Here is a 21,710-nt window from a genome sequence, read left to right on the forward strand (position 1 = left end):
AAGCACCGGCAGGTGTCGAGCGTGTGAACGGCGGTCAGCGCGAGCCGACCAGGGTGTCGTCCTCGTAGACGTTGAAGCGGTAGCCGACGTTGCGCACGGTGCCGATGATCTGCTCCTGATCGCCGAGCTTCGCGCGGAGTCGCCGGACATGCACGTCCACGGTCCTGGTGCCGCCGAAGTAGTCATAGCCCCACACCTCGCTGAGGAGCTGCTCGCGGGTGAACACCCGGGAAGGGTGCGTGGCGAGGAAGTGCAGGAGCTGGAACTCCTTGTAGGTGAGATCGAGCGGTCGTCCGTGCAGCTTCGCGGAGTAGGACTGCTCATCGATCGTGACGCCGGAGGCCTGGACGCGTGCCGGCTCCGCGACCTCGTCCCGCCGGGCGAGCGCGAGGCGCACTCGGGCATCGATCTCGGCGGGGCCGGCGGTGGCGAGCAGGACGTCGTCGATGCCCCACTCGCCCGACAGCGCACTCATGCCGCCCTCCGTCACGACGAGCAGGAGCGGTGCGTCCTGTCCGGTGGCCCGCAGCAGGCGGCACAGCGACTTCGCCCCGACGAGGTCGTGACGGCCGTCGACGATCACGATGTCGTACTCCGGAGCGTTGATCAGCTGGGCGGGCTCCGCGGGGATCTGCCGTGTCCGATGGCTCAACAGTTCGAGGGCGGGCAGCACCTGCTCCGAGAGCGGAGCATTGGTCAGAACCAGCACCAGGGCCACGCGCACTCCTCACCGGCGGGGGGATCGTCGCCGTGCCGCCATGATAGCGGCCGCCGATGCGCAAGAATGGAGACATGTCAGAACCGGCACTCGCGCCCCGCAACGCCTTCACCGGCGTCATCGCGGTCTGGGCGACCGCGTTCGTCGGCAGCGTCGTCATCGGGATCTTCACTCCGGAGGAGTGGCGTATCCCTTGGATGCTGGTGGGCTTCGGAGCCGTGGTGCTGCTCTCCTTCGCGGTGCAGCTCTGGTACGGACGCACGCAGGGATTCATCTTCCGCGTCGCGAGCAGCGTGACCGGCTCCCTCCTCCTGATGGGGCTCATCTCCGTCGGCTTCGGTCTCGCGGCCCTCGTCCCCGCCTGACCGCGATCCTCGGGGGTAAGGTGGAGGTCATGGACATCATGGCGCTCGAAATCTTCTTCATCGGCCTGCTGGGCCTGGCGAGCCTCGCGATCGTTTTCGTCTCGGCCGTGGTGCTGCGCAACCTCTTCCGCGGCCAGCGCTGACGACATCGTGATCGAGCTCCCCACCGACCTTCCCGCCGACCTCGCCCCGCTGGCGTGGTTGATCGGCGTGTGGGAGGGCACAGGGGTGATCGACTACCCGGTCGGCGACGAGCGCCTGCAGGGCGAGTTCACCCATCGCGTCAGCTTCAGTCATGACGGCGGACCGTTCCTCAACTACGCGGCCACCGCCACCTTCGTGGGGGACGACAGCGCGCCTGCCGTTCCGCTGACCGCCGAGTCCGGGTTCTGGCGGCTCGCGCGTCCGGCGGCGGCGACCGATGCCGGTCCGGCCCTGCTCCCACCGACGGCGGCACCCGTCACCCGCACGGTGGACGACGTGGAGACGCTCCGGGCGCCCAACGGTGCGTTCCCGCTCGAGGTGTCGCTGGCACGCTCGGACGGCATGCTCGAGTACTACCTCGGTGAGATCAACGGACCCCGTGTCGACCTCACGTCCGACGCCATCGTGCGCGGCGCCGGCGCCAAGGACTACGGCTCCGCCTCGCGGATGTACGGACTCGTCGACGGGCACCTTCTGTGGGCGTGGGACATCGCTGCCCTCGGAACACCGCTGCGGGCGCACGCCTCAGCGCGGCTCGCCCGCGTCTGAACAGGAGGACACCGTGAGCAGCAGCCTCTTCGATGCCGTGCCCGGCGCGACCGCGGCCGACGACGGGATCGCCCACTTCGGGGATCCGTTCCGTGAGCAGCGCCGCCTGGCCGCCGGGACCGCGATCGCGCCGCTCGACGACCGCACGATCATCGAGGTCTCCGGCCCGGAACGCCTCCCCTGGCTCGACTCGATCACGTCGCAGGCGGTGGGTCATCTGCGCGCGGGGGAGAGCACCGAGCTCCTCGTCCTCGATCCGCAAGGGCGGGTGGAGCACGCGGCGGGCGTGCTCGACGACGGCACGTCCACCTGGCTCCTCGCCGACGCCGGGGATGCGGAAGCCCTGGCCACCTGGTTGACGCGGATGAAGTTCCGCACGCAGGCCACGGTCGAGCTGCGACCCGATCTCGCGCTGCTCGGCTTCGTCGACGGCGGTCCCGCGGCCGAGCGCGTGCGCGGCCTCGACGACGCGCGGATCTGGGTCGACCCGTGGCAGCAGGTCGCCGTCGGCGGCCATCAGTACGCCGACGTGGCCGCGCACCCCGGGGCGGAATTGGCTTGGCGGATCGGCATCGTTCCCGAGACGGCGGCGCGCGCGCTCGCCGCGGAGCTCGATCGGGAGGAAGCCGCCGGACTCCTCGCCGCTGAGGCCCTGCGCATCGCCGCTTGGCGTCCGCGGTGGGCGGCCGAGGTGGATGAGCGGTCGCTGCCGCACGAGTCGGACTGGCTCCGCAGTGCTGTGCATCTGAACAAGGGCTGCTATCGCGGACAGGAGACCGTCGCGAAGGTGCACAACCTCGGGCATCCGCCGCGGCGGCTCGCCCTGCTCCACCTCGACGGCAGCGACGCGGTGCTTCCGGAGCCGGGCTCCCCGGTGTTCGCGGGTGAAGACGAGGTGGGGCACGTCACCTCGTCCGCGCGGCATCACGAGGACGGGCCCATCGCGCTCGCTCTGCTCTCCCGCCGGGCTCCGGTCGGCGACCTCGTCGTCCGGGCCGAGGGCATCGACATCGCCGCGTCGCAGCAGATCATCGTGCCCGCAGACGCGGGCGCCACGGCGGATGTGCCGCGGCTGACGCGGCTGTCCCGCCGCCCCACGGCGCCGGACCCCCGCGACGCGGGAGCGTGAGACGCCCGACCAGGGTCAGGCCGGAGCCACCGTGTCCCACGGCAGGGTGAGCTCGCCCAGCCGCCACCGGCTCCGTCCGCCCTGCACAGGCCAGCCCTGATCGCGCAGCGCGGTCACCGCGGCGAGGAAGCGCTGCGTGGCCCCGAACGTCGAGAGGGGAGCGGCGCGCTCCCACTCGCGATCCAGATCGACGAGCAGCGCGTGGATGCGCTCACCGGGGACGTTCCGATGGATGAGGGCTTTGGGCAGGCGCTCGGCGACGATGCTCGGAAGCTCGAGTCCGCGTAGCCGGAGGGACAGGGTGAAGCGGAGCGGGACACCCCCGGGATCGACATCCACCCAGCTCGCGACGCGTCCGATCTCGTCGCAGGTCCCCTCCACCAGCACCCCGTCGGGCCGGAGACGGCCCGCCATCGTCTGCCACGCGCTCGCGACCTCGGCCTCGTCGTACTGCCGCAGCACGTTCATCGCGCGGATGACGGCGGGGCGGCGACCGCCGGGGAGGGGCACCTCGAACCCGCCGCGGGCGAAGGAGACGGCGAGGTCCGTCGGGAAGGAGGTCCGGCCGGCGCGGACCTCCGCGAGCTGCTGCTCGGCGATGGCCACCCGCGCGGGATCGAGTTCGAGCCCGCGGACCTGGGCGTCCGCGCGCACCCGTCGCAGCCGTGCGGCGAGCTCGAACGCGGTCACCCCGCTGGCTCCGAAGCCGAGGTCGACGACGAGCGGGTCCGCGGCGCGTCGGAAAGCGGCTGAGGCGGCGATCCAGCGGTCGTTGCGACGGAGCCGGTTCGTCCCGGTCGTGCCGCGGGTCGGCCGACCGAGGGGAGATGACGCCATGCGTCCATCCTCCCTCCTCCGCCGCTGTGCCTGCTCCGCGCCCCGGATAAACTGGCGGCATGACTGCGAAGCGCACCCTGATCCTGCTCCGCCACGGCCAGAGCGAGTGGAACGAACTGAACCTCTTCACCGGCTGGGTGGACGTCCGCCTGACCGAGCAGGGCAAGGGCGAGGCCCGTCGCGGCGGTGAGCTGCTCGCCGAGTCCGGCATCTTGCCCGACGTGCTGCACACGTCGCTGCTGAGCCGCGCGATCCAGACCGCCGACATCGCGCTGGATGCGGCCGACCGGCTGTGGATCCCGGTGAAGCGGTCGTGGCGCCTCAACGAGCGTCACTACGGCGCGCTGCAGGGCAAGGACAAGGCGCAGACCCTCGAGGAGTTCGGCCCCGAGCAGTTCCAGCTCTGGCGCCGCTCCTTCGACGTCCCGCCGCCCCCGCTGGACGACGCGAGCGAGTTCAGCCAGGTCGGCGACGCCCGGTACGAGGGCATCGACGGTGAGGTTCCGCGCACGGAGTCGCTCAAGCTCGTCATCGACCGTCTGCTGCCGTACTGGGACGCGGAGATCGTCCCCGACCTGGAAGCCGGCAAGACCGTCCTCGTGACCGCGCACGGCAACTCGCTGCGCGGCCTCGTCAAGCACCTCGAGGGGATCAGCGACGACGACATCGCCGGGCTCAACATCCCGACCGGCATCCCGCTCGTGTACGAGCTCGACGAGAACAACGCGCCGACCGGTCCCGGCCGCTACCTCGACCCGGAGGCCGCCGCCGCCGGTGCCGCGGCCGTGGCCGCCCAGGGCAAGAAGTAACCGAGACCCCGGTTTCACGCCGAGACCCCCTGCTGCAGGCGACTGCAGCAGGGGGTCTCGGCGATAAGACGGGGTTTCGGGTCAGGCGTGACCGAGCTGCTCCTGCTGCTCGACCGCGAGGGCGATGTCCTCCTCTTCGACGTGCCAGTCGCCCGTCGCGAGGTAGACGACCTTCTTGGCGACGGCGACCGCGTGGTCCGCGAAGCGCTCGTGGTACCGGCTGGCGAGCGTCGCGTCGACCGTGGCGACGGCCTCGCCCTTCCAGTTGTCGCTGAGTACCTTCTCGAAGACGCTGGCGTGCAGCTCGTCGACGTCGTCATCGGCGTTGCGGATGGCGTCCGCGAACTTGAGGTCCTGCGTACGGAGGAGCTCGGTGAGCGTGCGGGAGATCTCGACGTCCAGCTCGCCCATCTTCACGAACGTGCCCTTGAGGCCCTTGGGGATCGCACGCTCCGGGAAGCGCAGTCGTGCGAGCTGGGCGATGTGCTCGGACATGTCGCCCATCCGCTCCAGGGACGCGCTGACGCGCAGTGCGGTGACGACGATGCGGAGGTCGCGCGCGACCGGCTGCTGCCGGGCGAGGATCTCGATGGCCTGCTCGTCCAGCGCGACAGCGAGCTCGTCGATCTTGGCGTCGTCGGCGATGACCTCCTCGGCCAGCGCGACGTCGCTCGTGGCGAAGGCGCGGGTGGCCTTGTCGATGGAGACGGTGACGAGCTCGGCGATCTCGACGAGGCGGGACTGCAGGTCCTCGAGGGACTGGTGGAAGACTTCGCGCATGGTGGGCGCAACCTTTCGTTCGGATCCCGGCTGACGGTCCAGCGCGGGGCGGCGGGGCGTCCGCATGGGGGAGGACTGCGCGCGCGCAGGCCTGAAGCGATTGTCTGCTCCGAAGGTTAACGAACGGTGCCCAGCGAGTGAATAGTACGTCTCCGCTCCCCGTGATGGCGCGGAAACCCGCCGGATCGACGGTGAACGCGCTCTACGCTGGAGTCATGACCCTGCCGCAGCTCGCGCTGTCCTCCCTCGCCATCGGGTTGGCGATCGGCGTGGGCCTTTCGCTCCTCGTCGTCTGGGCCTACCGGGCACGGGCGCGGGCGGAGGAGGAGACGTCGATGGCGATCCCGGCCGGGATCACCGATGTGCTGCGCAGCATGGACGACGCCGCGTGCGTCGTGGATGTCTCGGGCCTCGTCCTCGCCACGTCCAAGACCGCGGCGCGGTTCGGGATCGAGGTCGGTTCGACGCTCGACAATCCGGAGCTCCGACAGCTCGTGCGCGGCGTGCGCTCGACGGGGGAGACGGCGACCGCCTCGATGCGGATCACCCGCGGCGGCCTCAGTCTGGACCCGCGTCTCGTGTCGGCCAGGGCGAGCGCGATCGGCGCGCGCCTCGTGCTCCTCATCATCCGCGATGTGACGGAGCAGGAGCGTCTCGACCAGATGCGCCGCGACTTCGTGGCCAACACGAGCCACGAGCTCAAGACGCCGGTCGGTGCGGTGAGTCTGCTCGCCGAGGCCATCGAGTCCGCCGCCGACGACCCCGCGCAGGTGCGGGCCTTCGCGTCCCGGATCTCGGCGGAGGCGGGCCGTCTCGGGCAGCTCACCGGCCGCATCATGAGCCTGTCCCGGCTGCAAGCGGAAGACGGCCTGACGGAGGTCGCGCCGGTCTCGATCGACGAGGTCATCGCCTCCTCGATCGAGGCCCACGTCGTGCAGGCCGACTCCGCGGGCGTCGAGCTGGCGCGTGGCGGGGACCGCGGCGTGTGGGTCCGCGGTGACGCGCAGATCCTCATCGAGGCCGTCGGCAACCTCATCGCGAACGCCATCGTCTACTCGCCCCGCGGCTCTCGCGTGGGCGTCGGCGTGAAGGCCGACGACGACGTCGTGGAGATCGCCGTGTCCGATCAGGGCATCGGGATCGCGGAGGCCGATCGAGAGCGCATCTTCGAACGGTTCTACCGCGCCGACGAGGCCCGCTCCCGGCGCACCGGCGGGACGGGGCTCGGCCTCTCCATCGTCAAGCACGCCACGCAGCGGCACGGGGGAGAGGTGCGACTGTGGTCGCGCCCCGGTCGCGGATCCACGTTCACCATCCGGCTGCCCCGCATCGACGCCCCCGCGAACGCCGGGCAGGACAAGAAGAGCAAGAAGAAGCGCACGCGCAAGGCCGCTCCCGTCACCGGGGCGACGCGCGTCCGAAACGGAGAGACCGCATGACCCGCATCCTTCTCGTCGAAGACGAGCCCGACCTCGCCGACCCCCTCGCGTACCTGCTGCGCCGGGAGGGCTACGAGGTGGAGATCGCCGAGGACGGCCCCGGCGCGCTGACGGCGTTCCGGGAGCGCGGAGCCGACATCGTCCTGCTCGACCTCATGCTGCCCGGCATGCCGGGGACCGAGGTGTGCCGGCAGATCCGCTCCGCGTCGGCCGTGCCCATCATCATGCTGACCGCCAAGGACTCCGAGGTCGACATCGTCGTGGGGCTCGAACTCGGAGCGGACGACTACATCACCAAGCCGTACTCCTCGCGGGAGCTGCTCGCGCGGATGCGGGCGGTCCTGCGGCGCGTGGTGCAGGCCGAGGGTGAACTGGACGAGCGGGTGCTGGAAGGCGGGCGGGTCTCGCTCGACATCGACCGGCACACGGTGTCGGTCGCCGGTGAGCAGATCAACATGCCCCTGAAGGAGTTCGAACTCCTGGAGGTCCTCATGCGCAACTCCGGACGGGTGCTCACGCGGGGCCAGCTCATCGATCGGGTATGGGGGAGCGACTACTTCGGCGACACCAAGACACTCGACGTCCACATCAAGCGCATCCGCTCCCGCATCGAGGAGAACCCGAGTGAGCCGGTGATGCTCGTGACGGTCCGCGGGCTGGGATACCGCTTCGAAGGCTGAGCGCAGACGAGAAGAGGCCGGCACCCGCGGGGTGCCGGCCTCTTCTCGTCTCTGGGGACTCAGTCCTGGGGAGCGAGGTCCGCGTAGTACGGCAGCGTGCCGTCGAGCACGGGGATCTCCGTGGTCACGCCGGCGGAGTCGCCGGACTGGAAGTGCATCGGGATCGTCGCGCCGGGCATCGTGTCGAGGCCGACGATCTCCACGGGCTCCTCGTCCGCGCCGAAGCTGATGGTTCCGCCGGCGGGCACCGTGATCTTGAAGGGTTCGCCGCCCTCCAGCGACACCGTCAGGGTCGCACGATCCTGCGTCGGGTTGACGACGGCACCGACGAAGTTGCCCGCCGTGCCGTCCTCGTTGGCGATGATCAGGGCGTTGCGCACGGCGATGGGGCCGTCCTGGTCGGAGACGTTGACGCCGTCGGAGGCCGCGTACTCGATCTTCGTCGACTGCGGCGTGATGAACGTGCACCCGGTCGCGCCGAGCAGAACGAGGGCGCTGATGGCGGCAGACGCGACAAGGCGCGATTTCACGGGTCCTCCTGAGGTCCGACGGGATATCCGTCCCCATTCTATGGGTAAGTCGCGCCGGCGCAGGGACCGGGGAGCGCGAACCTTAGCGCATATCCCCTGTGGTATCCTTGAGGTTGCCGAAAGGACATGTTTTTATGCTTTTTGAGGTTGGCGAGACCGTCGTCTATCCGCACCATGGCGCTGCGACCATCATCGAGGTCAAGGAGCGCATCATCAAGGGCGAGACGAAGAAGTACCTGAAGCTCAACGTCACGCAGGGTGATCTCATCATCGAGGTTCCGGCCGAGAACGTCGACCTCGTCGGCGTCCGCGACGTGATCGGCAAGGAGGGCCTCGACCACGTGTTCGAGGTGCTGCGCGCCCCGTTCACGGAGGAGCCCACCAACTGGTCGCGCCGCTACAAGGCGAACCTGGAGAAGCTCGCGTCCGGTGATGTCATCAAGGTGAGCGAGGTCGTGCGCGACCTCTGGCGCCGTGACCAGGACCGCGGCCTGTCCGCGGGTGAGAAGCGGATGCTGGCCAAGGCCCGGCAGATCCTCATCTCCGAGCTGGCGCTGGCCGAGAAGATCGATGAGGACAAGGCGGGCGCGCTGCTCGACGAGGTCCTCGCGTCCTGAGACGTCCTTCACGAAAGGCGGGTGCTGCGGCACCCGCCTTTCGTCGTTCCCGCGGGTAACGTGAAGCTGTGAGCATCCTCCCCGTCCCGCGTACCGCGATCATCGTCGTCGCTGCCGGCTCCGGCACCCGTCTTGAGGCCGGGGCGCCCAAGGCGTTCGTCGGCATCGACGCTCGCACCATCCTCCGGCACGCCCTCGACGGCGTCTTCGCGGCGGAGCCGATGCAGGTCGTGGTCGTGGCTCCGGCAGGCTACGAGGGCGACGCCGAGACGGAACTGCGGGCGGCCGCCGCGGAGCGTGTCGACCTGGGCCGTGTGGTCACGGGAGGCGCGACGCGGCAGGAATCCGTCGCCGCCGGGCTCGCCGCGCTGTGGGGGGATGTGACGACGGTCCTCGTGCATGATGCGGCTCGCGCTCTGACCCCGCCCGCGGTGATCGACGCCGTGGCGGCGGCCGTGGTCGGTGAGGCCGGCGCCGTGCCGAGCCTGCCCGTGGTCGACACCCTCAAGCGCGTCGAGGACGGTCTCGTGGCCGGTGCCGTGGATCGGTCGGAGCTCGCGGCGGCGCAGACGCCCCAGGGGTTCCCGCGCACGTTGCTGGAGGCGGCCTACGAGATCGCCCGCGCGGATGGGGCGGAGTACACCGACGACGCGGCGCTCTTCGCGGCCGCAGGCCATCCGGTGCGGCTCGTGCCGGGGTCGGAGCGGTCGTTCAAGATCACCACGCCCGCCGACCTGGAACGTGCTCGCCTGCTCCTCGCGGCAGCACCGGCGCCCTCCCCGTCGTCGATCTCGGCGGCGGTCACGGGCGCCCCCCGGGTCGGTGTCGGCACGGACGTGCACGCCTTCGGCGGCGACGGATCGCTGTGGCTGGCCGGCCTCGAGTGGCCGGGGGAGGCCGCGCTCTCCGGACACTCCGACGGCGACGCCGTCGCGCACGCCATCGTCGACGCGCTGCTGGGAGCCGCCGGGCTCGGTGACATCGGGCAGCACTTCGGCACGGCCCATCCCGAGTACGCGGGCGCGCACGCCGACGTCTTCCTCTCCCGCACCGCGGAGATGCTGGCCGAAGCGGGCTTCGCGATCGGCAATGTGTCCGTCCAGTTCCAGGGCAATCGTCCGCGGTTCAGCGGGCGCCGCGCGGAGGCCGAGGCGGCGCTGTCGGCGGCGCTCGGGGGCGCGGCGGTGTCGGTGGCGGCCACGACGACGGACGGGTTGGGGTTCCCCGGACGCGGCGAAGGGATCGCGGTCACGGCCGTCGCCCTCGTCATCCCGCGACCGGAGCGGGGTCTCCCAGCGCCCGCCGAGTAGGCTTGAGCGGTGACTCTCCGCCTCTACGACACCCGCGCACAGCTGCTGCGCGACTTCGTGCCTCTCGATCCCGAGAACATCACGATGTACGTGTGCGGACCCACGGTGCAGTCCGGACCCCATATCGGTCACGTTCGGGCGGCCCTCAGCTTCGACATCCTGCGCCGCTGGCTGACTCACCGGTACGGACGGGTCACCTTCGTGCGCAACGTCACCGACATCGACGACAAGGTGCTCGCGAACGCTACGCCGTCCGAGCCGTGGTGGGCGCTCGCCTATCGCATGGAGCAGGAGTTCGCAGCGGCCTACGCCGGCATCGGCATCCTGCCGCCGACGTACGAGCCGCGGGCGACGGCCTCCGTCCCGCAGATGCAGGAGCTCATCGCGCTGCTCATCGACCGCGGTCACGCGTACCCCGCCCCCGACGGTTCCGGGGACGTGTACTTCGACGTGCGCTCCTGGTCGTCCTACGGCGATCTCACCCATCAGTCCGTGGACGCGATGGAGGCGGCGCAGGACGCCGACCCGCGCGGCAAGCGCAACCCGCAGGACTTCGCCCTCTGGAAGGGGGCGAAGGCCGACGAGCCCGCCGACGCGACCTGGACCTCGCCGTGGGGAGCCGGACGTCCGGGCTGGCACATCGAGTGCTCGGCCATGGCGAAGCGGTACCTGGGCGCGGAGTTCGACATCCACGGCGGGGGACTGGATCTGCGGTTCCCGCACCACGAAAACGAGCTCGCGCAGTCGACCGCGGCGGGTGACGGCTTCGCGCGCTACTGGGTGCACAACGGCCTCGTGACGGTCGACGGGCAGAAGATGTCGAAGTCCCTCGGCAACTTCACGCTGGCGCGGGACGTGCTCGATGCGCGGGACCCGCTCGTCGTGCGCTATGCCCTCGCCGCCGCGCACTACCGGTCGAGCCTCGACCTGTCAGAGTCGTCCTGGGCGGAGGCGGAAGCGGCTCTCGGCCGCATCCGCTCCTTCCTGGAGCGGGCGTTCCGCATGAAAGGCGCGCGGATCGGCGCGGACGACGCGCAGATCCTCCCCGCCGCCTTCGTCGAGGCGATGGACGACGACCTCGGCGTGCCGCAGGCGCTGGCTGTCGTGCACGAGAGCGTGCGGGCCGGGAACTCGGCACTGGACGCGGGCGACACGTCAGCAGCGCTGGACGCGGCGCGGGCGGTGCTCGCCATGACCGGGATCCTCGGTCTGGACCCGAGCACGGAAGCTGGAACGGCCGGGGGCGGGCAGGCAGCGGCGCTTGATGCGCTGGTGCAGGAGATGATTGCGCAGCGCGCAGCCGCGCGTGCGAACAAGGACTGGGCGGCGGCCGATCGCATCCGTGACGCGATCGCCGCCGCAGGAATCACGCTGGAGGACACTCCGGCCGGAACTCATTGGAGTATCGATGGCTAAGCCAGGGCGCCCCGGCGCGAGCAAGGGAAACAAGAAGGGCCCCACGAAGGGCACCGGCGGGCTCGGGCGCAAGGCGCTCGAGGGGCGTGGCCCCACGCCGAAGGCGGAGGACCGCGCATGGCACCCCGCCGGCAAGCGCAAGGCCGCGGCCGAGCGCTACGCGGCGGCCGGGGGCAAGGGGAAGCCGGGTGGACGTCCGGCCTCCGGCGGCAACCCGAACCGCACGGCCCGTTCGAAGGACAACACGAACGACACCGAGACGGTCACCGGGCGCAACTCGGTGCTCGAGGCGCTGCGGGCGAAGATCCCGGCGACCGCGATGTATGTCGCGCAGCGCGTGGAGATGGACGACCGCGTCAAGGAGATGCTGTCGATCGCGACCCACCGCGACATCCCGGTGCTCGAGGTCACGCGTCAGGAGCTCGACCGGATGGCCGGCTTCGACGGCGTGCACCAGGGCGTGGCCCTCAAGGTGCCGCCGTACGAGTACGCCCACCCGCAGGACCTGCTGGAAGAGGTCATCGACCGCGGCGAGACGCCGCTGTTCGTCGCTCTCGACGGCATCACCGACCCCCGCAACCTCGGCGCGATCATCCGGTCGACCGCGGCGTTCGGCGGTCACGGGATCATCCTGCCGCAGCGTCGTTCCGCGGGCGTGAACTCCGCCGCGTGGAAGACGAGTGCGGGCGCGGCGGCGCGGATCCCGGTCGCCCTCGCCTCCAACCTCACCACGCAGCTCAAGGAGTTCAAGAAGCAGGGCGTGTTCGTGCTCGGGCTCGACGGCGACGGCGACGTCTCGCTGCCGGCGCTGGAGCTGGCCGATCGCCCCGTCGTCATCGTCGTGGGCTCGGAGGGCAAGGGCCTGTCCCGCCTCGTGACCGAGACCTGCGACCAGATCGTCTCCATCCCCATCTCCGCGGCGACCGAGTCGCTGAACGCCGGCATCGCGGCCTCGGTCGCGCTGTACCAGGTCGCGACCGTCCGCGCCGCGGACTGACCGAGAGGAACACGCATGGCCCGCATCATCGTCCTGGGAGGAACCGGCTACGCCGGACGCCACATCGTCGCGGAGGCGGTGAGCCGCGATCATGCGGTCGTCGCCATCTCGCGCTCGACCCCCGCGGATCCGGTCGCGGGTGCGGCCTACGTGCAGGGGTCCGCGCTCGACCCCGCATCGCTGACCGAGGCGTTCACGGGAGCCGACGCCGTGGTCTCCGCGCTCTCCCCGCGCGGCGACATGGAGGATCGCGTCCTCGAGGCGCTGACGAACGTGGTCGGACTGCTCGACGGCACCGAGACCCGGCTGGGCGTCGTGGGCGGTGCGGGCGGCAGCCTCGTGGCGCCCGGCGGCCCGCGGCTGTTCGACCAGGATTTCCCCGAGGAGTACAAGCACGAGGCGCAGGTCGGCATCGACTCGCTCGCCCTCCTGGAGCACACGCCGGAGAGCCTGGACTGGTTCTTCGTGCACCCGGCCGAGGTCTTCGGGCCGTGGGCCGAGGGGGAGCGCACCGGACGCTATCGGGACGGCGGCGACGTGCTCGTCCGCGACGAGGACGGCAAGTCCTACATCTCGGGGGCGGACTTCGCCGTCGCGATCGTCGACGAGATCGAGCAGGGCAATCACCACCGGCAGCGGTTCACCGTCGGCTACTGACGCCGTCGGGAGTCAGACGAGGTCGCGCCAGTCCACCTCGTCGTCGTCGCCGAGCGACAGCGTGCCGGTGACGACGGGGAGGCCCATCGTCTCCGTCGGCGGTCCCATGATGGTGGCTTCGTCGCGGCGGTGGCGGAGCACGTCGTTGATGTAGCTCGTCAGCACCTCTGCGAGGGCGACCGAGCGCCCCTGTGCCTGGGACAGGTACCAGCGGTGCTCCAGCACCTGGTGGAACACCTCCGCCGGCTCGAGCTTGGCGCGCAGGTCGTAAGGGATCGCACGGACGACCGGCTCGAAGACGCGCGTGAGCCACTCGTGCGCGTACATCTCCTCGTCCGCCCACTGCTTGGTGGAGCGGGCGCGGAACTCGTCGAGGTCGTTGAGGAGTCGCCGGGCCTGGTTCTCCTCGACGTCGAGGCCGGTGAGGCGGATGAGCCGCCGCTGGTGATGCCCCGCGTCGACGACCTTGGGCTGGATCTCCACCACGGTGCCGTCCGCGGTCGTCGACATCGACATCTCGTCGATGTCGAAGCCCAGGGCGTTCAGACGCTCGACGCGTTCCGTGATGCGCCAGGTCTCTGCCGCGGAGAAGGACTCCTGCGCGGTGAGCTCGGCCCACAGCGAGCGGTAGGAGGACACGATGCCGTCCGCGATGGCGACGGCGTCGACGCCGTGCTCCAGACGCCCGCCCGCGGCGAGGTCCATGATCTCGCCGGCGATGTTCGTCCGAGCGAGGTCGAGATCGTAGGCGCGCTGGCCGTCCGTCAGCCCTTCCTCGTGCAGCTCGCCGGTCTCCGCGTCGACGAGGTACGCCGCGAACGCTCCGGCATCCCGACGGAACAGGGTGTTGGAGAGCGAGACGTCGCCCCAGTAGAAGCCGACGTTGTGCAGGCGGACGAGCAGGAGGGCCAGGGCGTCGACGAGACGGGTGGCCGTGTCCGGGCGGAGCACCCGGGTGAAGAGCGCCCGATACGGCATCGAGAAGCGCAGGTGTGAGGTGACCAGAGCCGCGGGCAACGGGTCACCCGACGAATCCGTCCGCCCGGCGATCACCGCGACCCGCTCCACGCACGGCACGTCGAGGCGCGCGAGGTTGCCGAGCATCTCGTACTCCCGCCGTGCCATCTCCGTCGTCGTCTCCTTGACGGCCACCACGCGACCCGAGAGGTCCGCGAAGCGGACGAGGTGGCGCGAGAGGCCCTTGGGGAGGGAGACGATGTGCTCGGACGGCCACTTCTCCAGGGGCGTCGACCAGGGCAGGGCGAGCAGCCCGGGGTCGACCGTCTTGGCGGTGATCCGGAGGGATTCCTGCATGGGGGCTCCTGAGGTGCCGGGGGAAAAGACGCGGCGCGGGCGACCGAAGTCAGCCCGCGCCGCGGTGGAGGTGTCCGATCAGGCCGAGACGACCGGCTTGTCGTTCAGGCGGTCGCCGGTCTCGAGGTCGAACGCGTGCACGTGACCCGGGTTCGCGGCGAGGGTGACGGTCTCACCGGCGTTCGGGTGGTTGCGGCCGTCGACGCGGGCGACGAGGTCGGTGCGCTTGCCGTTGATCTCCGTGTGGCCGTAGAGGTAGCCGTCGGCGCCGAGCTCCTCGACGAGGTCGACGACGACCGAGAGGCCCTGGCCGTCGGCCGGGCCGACGGTGATGTCCTCGGGACGGACGCCCACGGTGACCTGCGAGCCGTTGGCGCGGCCAACGGTGTCGCGGTCGAGCGGGACGACCTCGGTGCCGAAGCGCACGCCACCGTCGGCCAGGTCGGCCGAGAACAGGTTCATGGCCGGCGAGCCGATGAAGCCGGCGACGAAGACGTTCTCCGGCTTCTCATACAGATCGCGCGGCGAGCCGACCTGCTGGAGCAGGCCGTCCTTCAGCACGGCGATGCGGTCGCCCATGGTGAGCGCCTCGGTCTGGTCGTGCGTGACGTAGACCGTGGTGACGCCGAGGCGGCGCTGCAGCGACGCGATCTGCGTACGGGTCTGGACGCGGAGCTTGGCGTCGAGGTTCGACAGCGGCTCGTCCATGAGGAACACCTGGGGCTGACGGACGATCGCGCGACCCATGGCGACACGCTGCCGCTGACCACCGGAGAGCGCCTTCGGCTTACGGGTGAGGTACTGCTCCAGGTCGAGGAGCTTCGCGGCCTCGAGGACGCGGGCGGCGCGCTCCTCCTTGCCGACACCGGCGATCTTGAGCGCGAAGCCCATGTTCTCGGCGACGGTCATGTGCGGGTACAGCGCGTAGTTCTGGAACACCATCGCGATGTCGCGGTCCTTCGGCGGCACGTCGGTGACGTCGCGGTCGCCGATGAGGATGCGGCCGGAGTTGACCTCTTCGAGGCCGGCGAGCATGCGGAGGGAGGTGGACTTACCGCAACCGGAGGGACCGACCAGGACGAGGAACTCGCCGTCTCCCACCTCGAGGTTGAGCTTGTCGACAGCCGGACGAGTGCCGCCGGGGTACAGGCGGGTGGCCTCGTCGAAAGTCACAGATGCCATCGTGTTTCTCCTTCACCGGCAGGTACGTGCCGGACGATCCGTAGTGAATGAAGCGGCGGAGCGACCCGCCGTGACCCTCCATCGGGTCGGGATCAGTATGGCACGAACGGCCGCACCTGGGTATTTCTCAGCCTCACTCGTTAGCATCGAACCCGGCCGTGCGCAGCGGCGATCGCCGCCCGACGGCGATCGGGGCCAACCCGGACCCCCTGAGACTCAAGAGGAACGATGTCGAGCGACGAAACGCCGAACGTCCCCGCCCCTCGCAATTCGCGCGAGGCCGTGCGGGAGAAGGCACAGAAGGTGCACGCCCAGCAGTCGCGGGCGCGTCTCATGCGACGGATCATCATCGGCGCGGTCGCGATCATCGCGGTCGGCGCGATCGGGACCGCCGTGACGCTCGCCGTGACCTCGCAGACCTCCAAGCCCCAGCTCAGCCCGAGTGGCATGGAGGCCGATGGTGTCGTGGTGACGGACGTCGCGTCCGCCGCGATCGCCGGCTCGGCCTCGGCCACGCCCGATCCCGAGCCCAGCGAGGCCGCCACCACGGAGACGCCGTCTCCCGAGCCCTCCGCGGCCGGCGCCGTCGAGGTGCACGTGTACGTCGACTACCTCTCGCCGGACGCGGGCAAGTTCGAGCGTGCCAACGCCCGTCTGCTCTCACAGTGGATCGAGGACGGCGCCGCCACCGTCAGCTACCACCCGGTCGCGCTGCTGACCGCCAGCTCCAACGGCACGAAGTACTCGCTGCGCTCCGCCGCCGCGGCCGCCTGCGTTGCGACGCACTCGCCGGACCAGTTCTACGCGTTCAACCACGATCTGCTCGACGACCAGCCCGAGGTGGGCAGCGACGGGATGTCGGATGAGGAGCTCGCCAACCTCGCGGGCGCCGTCGGCGTGGACAACGTCAAGACCGTGCGCTCCTGCATCCAGGACGGCGACTATGTCAGCTGGGCGAAGGAAGCGACCACCAGGGCACTCGAGGGGCCGCTCCCCGGCTCCGACGACCTCGTCCTCACCGCCGCCCCGATGATCGTCGTGAACGGCGAGGCGTACGTCGGCGCGCTGGACGACCCGCAGGAGCTGTCGACGTTCGTCATGTCCGTCGCGAGCGAGGCGTACTACGAGTCGGCGACCCCGACGCCGAGCCCGACCGCCACCTCGGCGCCGGCCGAGTAGTCCGTCACACGCCCCCGCCATCGCTAAGCTGTGATGGCATCCGCCGACTTGGCGCAATTGGTAGCGCACCGTACTTGTAATTCAGATCGGGCGAATCTCAGGGGTTTGCGCGGGGTATCGCGAGGTGGACGTAGTCGAGGATCGTCTACTCACTGGGTTGCTGAGGGTATCGCTCGACCGCGCGTAATGTGCGGGGTATATGCGGGGTTTATCGCGAGGCTCTGCGAACCGTTTGGGGAGGTCACTGCCCGAAGGTCTGCGATGCGAGTTCTCCCTCGTACACGGAGCGGTTACCTGCCGGCCACGCTCCGAGGTGGAAGTAGCGAGTCCAAAGAGCCCAGATGAGTTGCCACGACTCGGACTCCGGATCCACCGTGGTGACGGGCAGCCCGAGAGAGCGGGCCGCGTCGGGGCCCACTGTCGCCCCGTGCATCGTGGCATCGTCGACAAGCGGCCCTTTGAGCTTCTCCGCAATCTGGGATCGCGAATCCTCGTCGAGACCGGAACAGGAGAGGGCCTCTTCGATGAGCGTGTAACTACGAGCCATCGCGGAACGCGCCTGTTCCACCATCAGCATGTTCACGTCGGCGAGTAGGCCCGAGTAGAGAGGGAACGTATCGGGGGCCTCGGCAACGCGCGCCTCAGCGTCCTTGACCGCCTGCTCGATCTCCTTCGCCCCTACCAGGCGGCCGTTGATGGGAAACTGCGGGTCGACGGGGCCGAGGTCGCTCGAAGCTGTCATCAGGATCTCGTGGGCCCCAAGGGCCATGATCGTCGCGGCGGACTTCGCCATATCCGGGATGATGATGGTCAGGCGGCTGCACCGAGCCTGCATGGCTCGCACGAGACGCACTGCAACCTCACCATCCCCTCCAGGGCTGGATAAGAGCAGGTGAAGCTCCTGCTCGGGACTAGCCCCGGACAGGAGTTCCTCAAGGAGCGTTACTGAGTGATGGAACACCTGGTCCACCATCACGATCAGGCGTGCGCGGGTCAGCTCCTGATAACGCCGGATCAGCTGCTGCCGGTCGTAACGATCGGCGTGTTGAGCGGAGAAAAGATGCGTCCGCTGACGGGGCGCCCCGTCGGTCACGAGGCGATCCGGCCAACCTGGCCCCTGAAGCTGGACGGCTTGCCCGCACGGGCGACGCTTGCTGCGTCTCGTGCCCGCCGAGCGACGGCGGCCTTCTCCTGCCAGCTGTTGTCCGCTCCGCGCGGTGCGGAGATCACGTTCTGCGAGTTGCGCTTCTGCCGAGTCGCCACCGCACTCACCCCCATCGATTCTGATGGGTAATTATGCGCACAGGGTACGGACATCGCACAAGATGACACGCTCCGCGTGGAGATGCGGCGTGAGCATTCGTCGTGAATGTCGGTGGTTGGTGGGACATTGACCGGGCGGGGAACAGGGCCTCGCAGGAAGCAGGGTTGCTATGTCTGGGTTCAGTCAGACGCCCGCGCAGAAGCGGGCGATGGAGAAGCTGCTGCAGGACGCCGCAGCGAGGGTGCAGACCGACGCGAACGCGAAGGTGCAGAACATCCTCCGGGAGGTTGACGACGCGTTCAGGGGGCGGCCAGTGGGTGAGGTTCGGCGGGAGCTTGAACGCCGCCTGATCGCGTTGGGCGCCCGGCCCGGTCGCGACCTGCCGGAGTATGCGCAGGCGATCAGCGACGGGACTCTCGAACGATGAGCCGCGAGTTCGAGCTGAAGATCCCCGAGCATGCGACGCCCGAGGAAGAAGAGCGGCTGGTTGACGAAGCAACGGACCGAGAGATCGCCAAGATGCTGGACGGGCTCGGCCTCTAGCGCATCACACCCGTAGAAGGCCCTCACCCGGTTGCTCGGGTGAGGGTCTCCTGTGTCAGCGACCGGGGGATGATGCGAGTTCTTTCCCGCGGGCTTTGATCGCGGCGGCAGTGTCTTCGTAGTCGGCGAAGCGGTGGACCCGCTGCACGAGGATCGCGCCGCGGGTGAGAGGGGTCGCGAACAGCTCGCCGCCGATCGTGACTGTGTCAGGAGCATGGCCGTTTCCGTTCTCCGCCCGAATCCGCGTCGCGAGCTCGATCCACTCTTGCCATTCACCTGACTCGGTGAGCGTGAACGTCTTCGGCTGTGGCATCGCATAGAAGCCGGCACGCTGTGACCGGTCTGAGTGGAACAGACGGTTCAGGTCGGCGTCGGCAAGTGGCGTGCGCGTACACGGTATCGATTCGATGACGGGAAGCTGCGCCAGGTCGAGCGGTTCGCCCGGTCCCGCGCGAAGGCCGAGGCGGCGCTCAAGCAGGCGCTGACGACGATCCAGGCCGGCACCGCGACCGAGGTGAAGCGGGAGACGCGGATCCGCGATCTCGGCGAGCGGTTCCTGCTCTCGAAGGCCGATAGGGCGCCTCGGACGCTCGAAACGTACAGGCACAGCGTGCGGAAGGTGCTCGTCCCGCGCATCGGTGACCTCACGGTGTCCGAAGCCAGTCCTGAGCGGCTGCAGCGCACCTCGACGCGATCGCGAAGGAGAACGGCCCCGGGGAGGCGAAGAAGGCCCGCGCGGTGTTGTCCGGCATGCTGGGCCTCGCCGCGCGCTCGGACGCGGTGAAGGCGAATTCCGTCCGCGAGCTCGCGCCGATCCAGGCGAAGGCCGTGGGTGCTACCGCCGTCCCTCTTGACGTGCTCCCTGTTCTGCTCAGCACGCTCGCCACAGACGAAGCCGCGAGCGAATCGGGGCTCTCCGACCTCGTGACGTTCATCGCCGGCACAGGCGTCCGAATCAGCGAGGCGCTCGACCTGAACGTCGGCGACGTCGACGGCAATGTGGTGACGATCCGGAAGTCAAAGACGACGGCGGGTGAGCGACGAATCACCGTGCCCGCGGCTGTCGCCGACATGCTCGAGCGGCGAACCCGATCAAACTTGAGCGGGTTGCCGCTGTTTCCCACAGTGCTCGGCAAGCGCCGCGATCGCCGGAACACCTCGGGGGAGTGGCAGGCAGCCCGGGAGCGTCTCGGGCTCGGCGACTACACGTTTCACTCGTTTCGGAAGACGGTGGCGACAGCCCTCGACCAGGCAGGCCTCTCTGCGCGTGACATCGCCGAGTATCTCGGCCACGCGAACCCGTCGCTCACGATGAACACCTACATGAGCAAGACCGTCGGCGGCCGGAGGGCAGCGGACGCTCTCGATCCGGCGCTCGGATAGACTCAGATCCAGCGCTTACCCAGCGCAAATGTGCGGGGTTTGTGCGGGATCGGGTACCACCGAACTCGCTAACACCCTGCAAGGTCCGCGGAATTTCGCGGTTCGCCGACTTGGCGCAATTGGTAGCGCACCGTACTTGTAATACGGGGGTTACGGGTTCGAGTCCCGTAGTCGGCTCCACACGCGAAGGCCTGCATCCCTTGGAAACACGGGGATTGCGGGCCCTTTGCGTATCCAGGCGAGGAGCGCTGCCCACGTGTGCGCCCTCAGGGCCCAGCTCGCGCTCGCACCACTCGCCGTCGCCCCTCGGGCCCAGCGCTAGGCTCTGCGCATGAGCGAACCCGCGGACGAGTCCGGCCCGTCGCTGAGTCAGCAGCGGCTCGCACTGCAGCGACGGAAGACATGGGCGATCGTGCTCGCCGTGTTCTGGACGGTGAGCGCCGTCTGGTGGCTGAGCTCTGGTCTTCTGACGGACGCACGCGCCCTCGACGTGATGCGGGTGGCCGTCGGGGCGGTGAGCGTGGTGTTGGCGATCGCGCACGTGCTCACGTTGAGGCGCGCGCTCCGGGACATCCGAGATTTCGAAGCGCGACACGGCGCGGACGCGGGCGGCCGATAGCTGGCCGGTGCTCATCGCACACCCCCAGCAGCAAGCAGTGCGGCGTCGGCGGCACCTCGGGGTTCCAGAGCAGGCCCGTCGTTGGCTCGGGCTCGCGCCCCGCATATCACGTGTCACGTCGGAGGGTGTTATGTTACTGGGGTGCAGGTGGCCGGCACCCCGCCCCGGCCACCTGCGCATCTTTCCGTTCCGTCGCGGGAATTCTCGCGCCGCTCGCGGTGGTTGTCCCGAACATGACCCGCATCGGCTCCAGTGACCTCGACGTCTTCCCCCTCGCCCTCGGCGGCAACGTGTTCGGCTGGACCGCCGACCGTGACGCCTCCTTCGCCGTCCTCGACGCTTTCCTCGACGGGGGCGGTGACTTCATCGACACGGCGGATTCCTACAGCTCATGGGCTCCCGGCAACGAGGGCGGCGAGAGCGAGACGATCATCGGAACGTGGCTCGCGGCGCGGAAGCCCCAGGGCGTGGTCGTGGCGACCAAGGTCAGCCAGCACCCCGCCTTCCGCGGTCTCTCGGCCGGCAACGTCCGCCGGGCGGCGGAGGCGTCGCTTGCCCGCCTCGGCGTGGACGAGATCGACCTCTACTACGCGCACTTCGACGACGAGTCCGTGCCGCTGGAGGAGACCGTGGCGGCGTTCGGCGCCCTCGTCACGGACGGTCTCGTGCGCCACGTGGCGGTGTCGAACTACACGGCCGACCGCATCCGCGAGTGGATCGACATCGCGGACCGCCTCGGCGTCGCGCGTCCCGTCGCCATCCAGCCGCACTACAACCTCGTGCACCGCAACGACGTCGAGGACACCATCATCCCCGTCGCCGAGGAGTTCGGGTTGAGCCTCGTGCCGTACTACGCGCTGGCCAGCGGCTTCCTGACGGGGAAGTACCGCTCGACGGACGCCGGGGGGGCGGGCTCGCCGCGGGCCGCCGGCGCCGCGAAGTACGCGACCGACGCGGGACTGCGGATCATCGACGAGCTGGAGGAGATCGGCGGCGCGCACGGCGCCTCGGTCGCCGCGACGGCTCTGGCCTGGCTGCGCGCGCAGCCGACCGTGGTCGCGCCCATCGCGAGCGCCCGGACGGTGGAGCAGGTGCCGGATCTGCTCGCCGGAGCGCGGCTCGAGTTGTCGTCCGCGGAGGTCGAGCGCCTGAACCGCGTCTCCGCCTGGACGCCGCCGCAGGGCTGACC

The 21,710-nt window shown here is 69.8% G+C and carries 26 protein-coding genes and 1 tRNA gene; 18 read left to right on the top strand and 9 right to left on the bottom strand.

Annotated features, from left to right (window positions below; all coding sequences use genetic code 11):
- Nucleotides 1-34 precede the first annotated feature (34 nt).
- Nucleotides 35-718 (bottom strand): winged helix-turn-helix transcriptional regulator, encoded by a 684-nt coding sequence (locus CYL12_RS16660; RefSeq protein ID WP_101848546.1) that lies wholly within the window; start codon nt 716-718, stop codon nt 35-37.
- 74 nt (nt 719-792) lie between these two features.
- Here CYL12_RS16660 and CYL12_RS16665 point away from each other — a divergent pair, with 74 nt between their 5' ends.
- The 3 genes from CYL12_RS16665 (at nt 793) to CYL12_RS16675 (ending at nt 2,965) form a co-directional block, all read left to right on the top strand.
- The gene (locus tag CYL12_RS16665) at nt 793-1,083 is read left to right on the top strand and encodes a hypothetical protein (RefSeq protein ID WP_199399160.1); all 291 of its coding nucleotides are present in this window, start codon (nt 793-795) and stop codon (nt 1,081-1,083) included.
- 150 nt (nt 1,084-1,233) lie between these two features.
- Entirely contained in the window at nt 1,234-1,836 is a 603-nt protein-coding gene (locus tag CYL12_RS16670; protein ID WP_101848548.1) for a nitrobindin family protein, read from the top strand.
- A 13-nt stretch (nt 1,837-1,849) separates the two neighbouring features.
- Complete coding sequence (locus CYL12_RS16675) at nt 1,850-2,965, top strand: CAF17-like 4Fe-4S cluster assembly/insertion protein YgfZ (protein ID WP_101848549.1); 1,116 nt, start codon at nt 1,850-1,852, stop codon at nt 2,963-2,965.
- 15 nt (nt 2,966-2,980) lie between these two features.
- Here the strand turns inward: CYL12_RS16675 and CYL12_RS16680 are convergent, their stop codons facing one another.
- Nucleotides 2,981-3,802 carry a methyltransferase domain-containing protein gene (locus CYL12_RS16680; protein ID WP_101848550.1) on the bottom strand — a complete coding sequence of 274 codons (822 nt, stop codon included), beginning with the start codon at nt 3,800-3,802 and terminating at the stop codon, nt 2,981-2,983.
- A 59-nt stretch (nt 3,803-3,861) separates the two neighbouring features.
- Between CYL12_RS16680 and CYL12_RS16685 the strand changes: the two genes are divergently transcribed.
- On the top strand, nt 3,862-4,611 hold the full coding sequence (locus CYL12_RS16685; protein ID WP_101848551.1) for a phosphoglyceromutase: 750 nt from the start codon (nt 3,862-3,864) through the stop codon (nt 4,609-4,611).
- Nucleotides 4,612-4,692: 81 nt separating this feature from the next.
- On the opposite strand, the gene phoU is transcribed toward CYL12_RS16685, so the two are convergent.
- On the bottom strand, nt 4,693-5,391 hold the full coding sequence (phoU, locus tag CYL12_RS16690) for a phosphate signaling complex protein PhoU (RefSeq protein ID WP_025104304.1): 699 nt from the start codon (nt 5,389-5,391) through the stop codon (nt 4,693-4,695).
- Between the two features lie 215 nt (nt 5,392-5,606).
- Between phoU and CYL12_RS16695 the strand changes: the two genes are divergently transcribed.
- Both CYL12_RS16695 and CYL12_RS16700 read left to right on the top strand, forming a co-directional pair.
- A complete protein-coding gene (locus CYL12_RS16695; RefSeq protein ID WP_101848869.1) occupies nt 5,607-6,830 on the top strand; it encodes a sensor histidine kinase in 1,224 nt (407 codons plus the stop codon).
- On the top strand, nt 6,827-7,510 hold the full coding sequence (locus tag CYL12_RS16700) for a response regulator transcription factor (protein ID WP_101848552.1): 684 nt from the start codon (nt 6,827-6,829) through the stop codon (nt 7,508-7,510). Before CYL12_RS16695 ends, CYL12_RS16700 begins: the two co-directional genes overlap by 4 nt.
- Nucleotides 7,511-7,569: 59 nt before the next feature.
- Here CYL12_RS16700 and CYL12_RS16705 read toward each other — a convergent pair whose 3' ends face one another.
- On the bottom strand, nt 7,570-8,040 hold the full coding sequence (locus CYL12_RS16705) for a DNA modification methylase (RefSeq protein ID WP_101848553.1): 471 nt from the start codon (nt 8,038-8,040) through the stop codon (nt 7,570-7,572).
- 134 nt (nt 8,041-8,174) lie between these two features.
- Between CYL12_RS16705 and CYL12_RS16710 the strand changes: the two genes are divergently transcribed.
- From CYL12_RS16710 to CYL12_RS16730, 5 genes are all read left to right on the top strand, one after another.
- Complete coding sequence (locus tag CYL12_RS16710; protein WP_050722636.1) at nt 8,175-8,657, top strand: CarD family transcriptional regulator; 483 nt, start codon at nt 8,175-8,177, stop codon at nt 8,655-8,657.
- Between the two features lie 68 nt (nt 8,658-8,725).
- Nucleotides 8,726-9,967, top strand: a complete 1,242-nt coding sequence (gene ispD / locus CYL12_RS16715; protein ID WP_101848554.1) for a 2-C-methyl-D-erythritol 4-phosphate cytidylyltransferase — start codon at nt 8,726-8,728, stop codon at nt 9,965-9,967.
- Between the two features lie 9 nt (nt 9,968-9,976).
- Complete coding sequence (gene cysS, locus CYL12_RS16720) at nt 9,977-11,383, top strand: cysteine--tRNA ligase (protein ID WP_101848555.1); 1,407 nt, start codon at nt 9,977-9,979, stop codon at nt 11,381-11,383.
- Nucleotides 11,376-12,380, top strand: a complete 1,005-nt coding sequence (rlmB, locus tag CYL12_RS16725) for a 23S rRNA (guanosine(2251)-2'-O)-methyltransferase RlmB (protein WP_101848556.1) — start codon at nt 11,376-11,378, stop codon at nt 12,378-12,380. The genes cysS and rlmB overlap by 8 nt, the downstream gene beginning before the upstream one ends.
- A 15-nt stretch (nt 12,381-12,395) precedes the next feature.
- Nucleotides 12,396-13,037, top strand: a complete 642-nt coding sequence (locus tag CYL12_RS16730) for an NAD(P)-dependent oxidoreductase (RefSeq protein ID WP_101848557.1) — start codon at nt 12,396-12,398, stop codon at nt 13,035-13,037.
- 12 nt (nt 13,038-13,049) lie between these two features.
- Here the strand turns inward: CYL12_RS16730 and CYL12_RS16735 are convergent, their stop codons facing one another.
- Both CYL12_RS16735 and ugpC read right to left on the bottom strand, forming a co-directional pair.
- A complete protein-coding gene (locus tag CYL12_RS16735; protein ID WP_101848558.1) occupies nt 13,050-14,351 on the bottom strand; it encodes a DUF4032 domain-containing protein in 1,302 nt (433 codons plus the stop codon).
- A gap of 78 nt (nt 14,352-14,429) precedes the next feature.
- On the bottom strand, nt 14,430-15,533 hold the full coding sequence (gene ugpC / locus CYL12_RS16740; RefSeq protein WP_101848559.1) for an ABC transporter ATP-binding protein: 1,104 nt from the start codon (nt 15,531-15,533) through the stop codon (nt 14,430-14,432).
- A gap of 228 nt (nt 15,534-15,761) precedes the next feature.
- Here ugpC and CYL12_RS16745 point away from each other — a divergent pair, with 228 nt between their 5' ends.
- Nucleotides 15,762-16,712, top strand: coding sequence for a DsbA family protein (locus tag CYL12_RS16745; protein ID WP_101848560.1), 951 nt, complete (start codon nt 15,762-15,764; stop codon nt 16,710-16,712).
- A gap of 241 nt (nt 16,713-16,953) precedes the next feature.
- Here CYL12_RS16745 and CYL12_RS16750 read toward each other — a convergent pair whose 3' ends face one another.
- Nucleotides 16,954-17,805: an SDH family Clp fold serine proteinase gene (locus CYL12_RS16750; RefSeq protein ID WP_101848561.1), complete on the bottom strand. Its 852-nt coding sequence runs from the start codon at nt 17,803-17,805 to the stop codon at nt 16,954-16,956.
- Nucleotides 17,802-17,984 carry a hypothetical protein gene (locus CYL12_RS17370; protein ID WP_199399161.1) on the bottom strand — a complete coding sequence of 61 codons (183 nt, stop codon included), beginning with the start codon at nt 17,982-17,984 and terminating at the stop codon, nt 17,802-17,804. The genes CYL12_RS16750 and CYL12_RS17370 overlap by 4 nt, the downstream gene beginning before the upstream one ends.
- 200 nt (nt 17,985-18,184) lie before the next feature.
- Here CYL12_RS17370 and CYL12_RS16755 point away from each other — a divergent pair, with 200 nt between their 5' ends.
- Nucleotides 18,185-18,403, top strand: coding sequence for a hypothetical protein (locus tag CYL12_RS16755; protein WP_158297217.1), 219 nt, complete (start codon nt 18,185-18,187; stop codon nt 18,401-18,403).
- Between the two features lie 171 nt (nt 18,404-18,574).
- On the opposite strand, the gene CYL12_RS17275 is transcribed toward CYL12_RS16755, so the two are convergent.
- Complete coding sequence (locus tag CYL12_RS17275; RefSeq protein WP_158297218.1) at nt 18,575-18,832, bottom strand: hypothetical protein; 258 nt, start codon at nt 18,830-18,832, stop codon at nt 18,575-18,577.
- A 33-nt stretch (nt 18,833-18,865) separates the two neighbouring features.
- Here CYL12_RS17275 and CYL12_RS17280 point away from each other — a divergent pair, with 33 nt between their 5' ends.
- From CYL12_RS17280 to CYL12_RS16780, 5 genes are all read left to right on the top strand, one after another.
- The gene (locus CYL12_RS17280) at nt 18,866-19,303 is read left to right on the top strand and encodes a hypothetical protein (RefSeq protein WP_158297219.1); all 438 of its coding nucleotides are present in this window, start codon (nt 18,866-18,868) and stop codon (nt 19,301-19,303) included.
- Entirely contained in the window at nt 19,270-19,902 is a 633-nt protein-coding gene (locus CYL12_RS16765; RefSeq protein ID WP_158297220.1) for a site-specific integrase, read from the top strand. The genes CYL12_RS17280 and CYL12_RS16765 overlap by 34 nt, the downstream gene beginning before the upstream one ends.
- Before the next feature lie 104 nt (nt 19,903-20,006).
- Nucleotides 20,007-20,082, top strand: a tRNA-Thr gene (locus CYL12_RS16770).
- A 151-nt stretch (nt 20,083-20,233) separates the two neighbouring features.
- Nucleotides 20,234-20,521, top strand: coding sequence for a hypothetical protein (locus CYL12_RS16775; RefSeq protein WP_101848565.1), 288 nt, complete (start codon nt 20,234-20,236; stop codon nt 20,519-20,521).
- A gap of 233 nt (nt 20,522-20,754) precedes the next feature.
- Nucleotides 20,755-21,708 carry an aldo/keto reductase gene (locus tag CYL12_RS16780; protein ID WP_101848566.1) on the top strand — a complete coding sequence of 318 codons (954 nt, stop codon included), beginning with the start codon at nt 20,755-20,757 and terminating at the stop codon, nt 21,706-21,708.
- Nucleotides 21,709-21,710 lie beyond the last annotated feature (2 nt).

It is taken from the genome of Zhihengliuella sp. ISTPL4, from assembly GCF_002848265.1.
Taxonomy (GTDB): domain Bacteria; phylum Actinomycetota; class Actinomycetes; order Actinomycetales; family Microbacteriaceae; genus Microbacterium.